The following is a 4,094-nucleotide window of genomic DNA, read 5'->3' as shown; positions in this document are numbered from 1 at the left end:
CCTCGGGCAGGACGGCGCGTTCCCGCTCGGCACGGTCGTGCCGGCGGGCAGCAGCGCGCACCCGGGCCGGGTGCGGGTCGGCGCGTACGCGTCGCTCGGCATCGGCAGCGTCGACGCCGTCGTCTCGCACGCGCAGGCCCACGCGCTCGGCATGCCCGACGCCAACGCGCTGCTGCTCAGCGCGCCCAAGGCCGACATCCGCAAGCTGACCGGGCGGCTGAAGCGGATCCTGCCGCGCGGGACGCGGATCGCCGAGCTGAACGCGCCGTCGTCACGCGGCGGGAACACGACGCCGAAGAGCGCCCCGCGGATGACCGGCCGCCCGGACGGGGCACCGTCCGCCCGCACCCCGATCACCGGCAACCTGATGACGCCGACGATGCGCGGCGTGCTGCTGGAGGTGAACGGGATGTTCGGGCCGTTCCCGACGATCGGCTGCTACCGCTCCACCGGCGACCCGCAGGACCACGGCGACGGCCGCGCCTGCGACTTCATGGAGAGCACGGGCGGCCGGATGCCGAGCGCGTCGGCGCAGCGGCACGGCGACGAGGTCGCGGCGTACGCGGTCGCGAACGCGCGGCGTCTCGGCATTTCCTACGTCATCTGGAAACAGCACATCTGGAATGTGCGGGGCGGCGGATGGCGCCCGATGGCGGACCGGGGCGGAATCACCCAGAACCACTACGACCACGTGCACATCTCGGTACTGCGATAGCGGCCGGGGAACCGGCGGTCAGGGCAGTTCCTGCTCGCACCACACGGATTTCCCGTCGGCGGTGCGGCGGACGCCCCAGCGGTGCGCGAGCCGCCCGACGACGTGCAGCCCCCGGCCCGACTCCGGCATGTCGCCCTCGTCGTCCTGGGGCCGGACGCGGGGGCGGCCGTCGGCGGAATCGAACACCTCGCACACGAGCCCGCCCTCGCGGACCAGCCGCAGGCCGACGCGGCCGCCGGCGTGCCGGATCGCGTTGGTGACCAGCTCGGACACCATCAGGACGGTGGAGTCGGCCAGCTCGTCCAGGCCCCAGCCGGACAGGCGGTCGCGGACCAGGCCGCGGGCCCGCCGCACGGCGGCCGGCTCGGCGGGCAGCTCCCAGGTGGCGTGGTGGTCCTCGGGGATCCGGCACAGCCGCGCGACCAGCATCGCGATGTCGTCGCGGTGCTGGTCGTCGTAGACGCCGTCGAGCGCGTCCTGGCACAGGTCCCGGAGCGGCCGGGACGCCGCGCCGGGGCCGAAGGTGCGCTGCAGCCGGGCGAGGCCGTCGTCGATGTCGCGGGCCCGGTTCTCCACGAGCCCGTCGGTGTACAGGAACAGCAGCGTGCCGTCCTCGACGGTGAACTCGCGGCTGACGATCGGGCCGTCTCCGCCGACGCCGAGCGGCGGCGCGGGCGGCACCGCGAGGAAGTGCGACGCGGCGCCGGGCGGCGCCAGCAGCGGCGGCAGGTGCCCGGCACTGGCGACCTCGCAGCGGCCGCTGACCGCGTCGTACACCACGTAGGCGCAGGTCGCGAAGTGCGGTTCGCGGTCGCCGAGGGTCCGCATCAGCGAGTCCAGCCGCTCCAGCGCCTCGGCGGGCGGCAGCTCCAGCTCGGCGAGGGTCTGGATCGAGGTGCGCAGCCGGCCCATCGTGACGGCCGCCTTCACGCCGTGCCCGGCGACGTCGCCGACGACGAGCGCGACCCGCGCGCCCGGCAACGCGATCGACTCGTACCAGTCGCCGCCGACCTCGATGAGCCGGCTGCCGGGCAGGTACCGGTGGTGCACCTCGATCGGGGACGGCGCCGACAGGCCGGTCGGCAGCAGGCTGCGCTGCAGGGTCAGCGCGGTCGCCCGCTCCAGCGAGTACTGCCGGGCGCTCTCCACGTGGCTGGACGCGCGGGCGGCGAACTCCATCCCGATCTCGATGTCGTAGCGGTCGAACGGCCGGTGCGCGACGTTGCGGACGCACACGAAGAAGCCGAGCACCCCCGCCGCCGACATGATCGGCAGCAGCAGCATCGACGAGCCCTTGAGCAGGTCCGCGACCGGCGCGCGCTGCCAGACCTCGGCGAGCCGCGCCGCGCCCTCGCCGCCGAGCGCGGTCAGCTCCGGCTCGCCCGCCTCCAGGCACCGCGCGTACGGGGTGCCCGCCGGGTAGACGACGGACTCGCCGGTCGGGAACGCCGCGTCCCAGGCGGGGTCGCCGTCGTCGAACGCGATCGCCATCCGGCGCAGCGGCGGCCCGGCCGGGCCCGCGGGCGCCTCCTCGGCGTCCAGATGGCTCTCCAGCAGCATCAGCGCGCCGGAATTGCAGAAATGCGGGACGAGGACGTCCATCAGCCCGCGCGCCAGCAGTTCCAGGTCGAGTGTGGAGCCGATGCGGGGAAGCCCGTCGTCGAGCAGCGCCCGGCGGATGACGGCGGGGTCGACGAACCGGTCGGCGAGCGGCACCGGGACCCGGATCACCGCCAGCGCGGCGAGGCCGCCCGGCTCGGCGCCGTACATCGGGTGGACGGTGACCACCGCGTCGAGGGTGGCGCCGTCGGCGGTCTCGACCGCCAGCATCGCGGTGCGCTCCCGCCCGTGCCTCACCGCCTCCAGCAGCGGCTCGCGCGCGCCGGGGATCACCTCGTCGAGGGAGGCGCCCAGGAGGCCGTCCGGATTCGCGGCGAGAACGGCGGCGGCGTTCCGCTCGGACTGGAGTATTCTCCCCGAGGAATCCGTGCCGAGAATGAGAATTCGGGTGGACGACTCCATCGCTCGATTATGGGACATGGCGCCGCCGGATGAGGCCGATACGGCGCGGGAGACCGGTCCGGAATTCCGTTCCGGCGGGCCGCCGCCCGCGGAACGCGAACGGGCTCCGCGGGCGGACGGCGAGCGGCCCGCTCGGGGCGGCCGTCCTCCGGTTCCGGACCGGCGGCCGGAGGCGCCGGTCAGCGGCGCGGCCACCGCTCGTCGAGGTACTCCTGCCAGGTCCGCTTTCCGGTCTTGCGGTCCGGGGCGAGGTGGTGGCCCTCCTTGAAGCCGCGCGCCGTCTTGCCGAACAGCGGGAACGGCAGCCGCAGACCGCGCTTGCCGCGCGCCTGCAGATAGGCGCGGGCCATGTCCTCGAGCGCGAGCACCTCGGGGCCGCCCATGTCGTCGACGCGCCGGGCGGGCCCCGGCGCGAGCGCCAGGTCGGCCAGCCGCTCGGCGACCTCGTCGGCGTCCACCGGCTGGATCCGCAGCCCGGACGGCAGCGGCATGAGCCCGGGGACCTTGGTGAGGGCGTCCAGCACCATCGCGGGAAGCGTGTGGAACTGGGTGGTGCGCAGGATGGTGTAGGGCAGCCCGGAGTCCTCGATGAGCCGTTCCACCTCGTGCTTGATCCGGTAGTACGGGTACGGGATCTTGTCGACGCCGACGATCGAGATGTAGACTAGGTGCGGCGCGCCCTGCTTCCACGCCGCGTCGACGAGGTTCCGGGCGGCGGTCAGGTCGTCCTTGTAGTGCCGCCAGTCGCTGGCGCAGTGCACGATGGTGTCGGCGCCGTCGAGGGCCGCGCCGAGCCCGTCGCCGGTCTTGAGGTCCGCCCGATGCCAGGACACGCCGTTCTCCGACGTCCTGGAGCGCCGGCTCAGCGCGCGCACGTCGGCGGCGTCGGCCGCCGCGAGCCTGCGGGTCAGGGGCGCGCCCAGCGTCCCGCTCGCCCCGGTCACGATGATCATTGGCTCCTCCTTCGTCCACTAAGAGGGACCGGGCAGTCTCCCAGAGCGTGACAGCGCGCGGGCCGCGAATGCGAGCTTGTCCGGATTGAGCACGGCGTGCACGGCGGTGACCCGGTCGCCGGACGCCTCCAGCACGGCGATCATGGTGAGTTCCCCGTCCACCCGGACGGCCAGGGCCGGGACGCCGTTGATCTCCTCGATCGACGGTTCGAGCGACGCCCCGGGCATGTCCACCGCGCGGCGGGCGACGCCGGCGAAGAAGCGCGCCACCCGGGTCCGGCCGGTGACGGCGTTGCGGGCCGCGGAGACCTTGCCGCCGCCGTCGGACCAGGCGACGACGTCCTCCGCCAGGACCGCCTCCAGCCCGGCCAGGTCGCCACGGATCGCCGCGTCCAGGAACCGCT

Annotated in this window: 4 protein-coding genes; 1 reads left to right on the top strand and 3 read right to left on the bottom strand. The window is 74.4% G+C overall.

All coding sequences use genetic code 11. The features are described from left to right. Window positions 1-715: VldE C-terminal domain-containing protein (locus tag ABZ914_RS47865; protein ID WP_500201282.1), on the top strand; the 715-nt coding region annotated here is incomplete at its 5' end. 18 nt (window positions 716-733) lie between these two features. Here ABZ914_RS47865 and ABZ914_RS47860 read toward each other — a convergent pair. The 3 genes from ABZ914_RS47860 to ABZ914_RS47850 form a co-directional block, all read right to left on the bottom strand. Next, the gene (locus ABZ914_RS47860) at window positions 734-2,737 is read right to left on the bottom strand and encodes an ATP-binding SpoIIE family protein phosphatase (RefSeq protein WP_500201281.1); all 2,004 of its coding nucleotides are present in this window, start codon (window positions 2,735-2,737) and stop codon (window positions 734-736) included. A 179-nt stretch (window positions 2,738-2,916) separates the two neighbouring features. Next, entirely contained in the window at window positions 2,917-3,690 is a 774-nt protein-coding gene (locus tag ABZ914_RS47855; RefSeq protein WP_500201280.1) for an SDR family oxidoreductase, read from the bottom strand. A gap of 18 nt (window positions 3,691-3,708) precedes the next feature. After that, window positions 3,709-4,094 (bottom strand): nuclear transport factor 2 family protein (locus tag ABZ914_RS47850; protein ID WP_500201279.1); only part of this gene is annotated, 386 nt, incomplete at its 5' end.

The sequence above is a fragment of the Spirillospora sp. NPDC046719 genome, assembly GCF_040645715.1.
GTDB lineage: Bacteria > Actinomycetota > Actinomycetes > Streptosporangiales > Streptosporangiaceae > Spirillospora.
Note: the sequence above shows the minus strand (reverse complement) of the source record. Positions and strands in the feature narration are given on the sequence as shown.

What these genes read in the sequence shown, in the direction of transcription:
- ABZ914_RS47860 (WP_500201281.1), bottom strand. Translation starts at nt 2,737, where the DNA reads ATGGAGTCGTCCACCCGAATTCTCATTCTCGGCACGGATTCCTCGGGG.
- ABZ914_RS47855 (WP_500201280.1), bottom strand. Translation starts at nt 3,690, where the DNA reads ATGATCATCGTGACCGGGGCGAGCGGGACGCTGGGCGCGCCCCTGACC.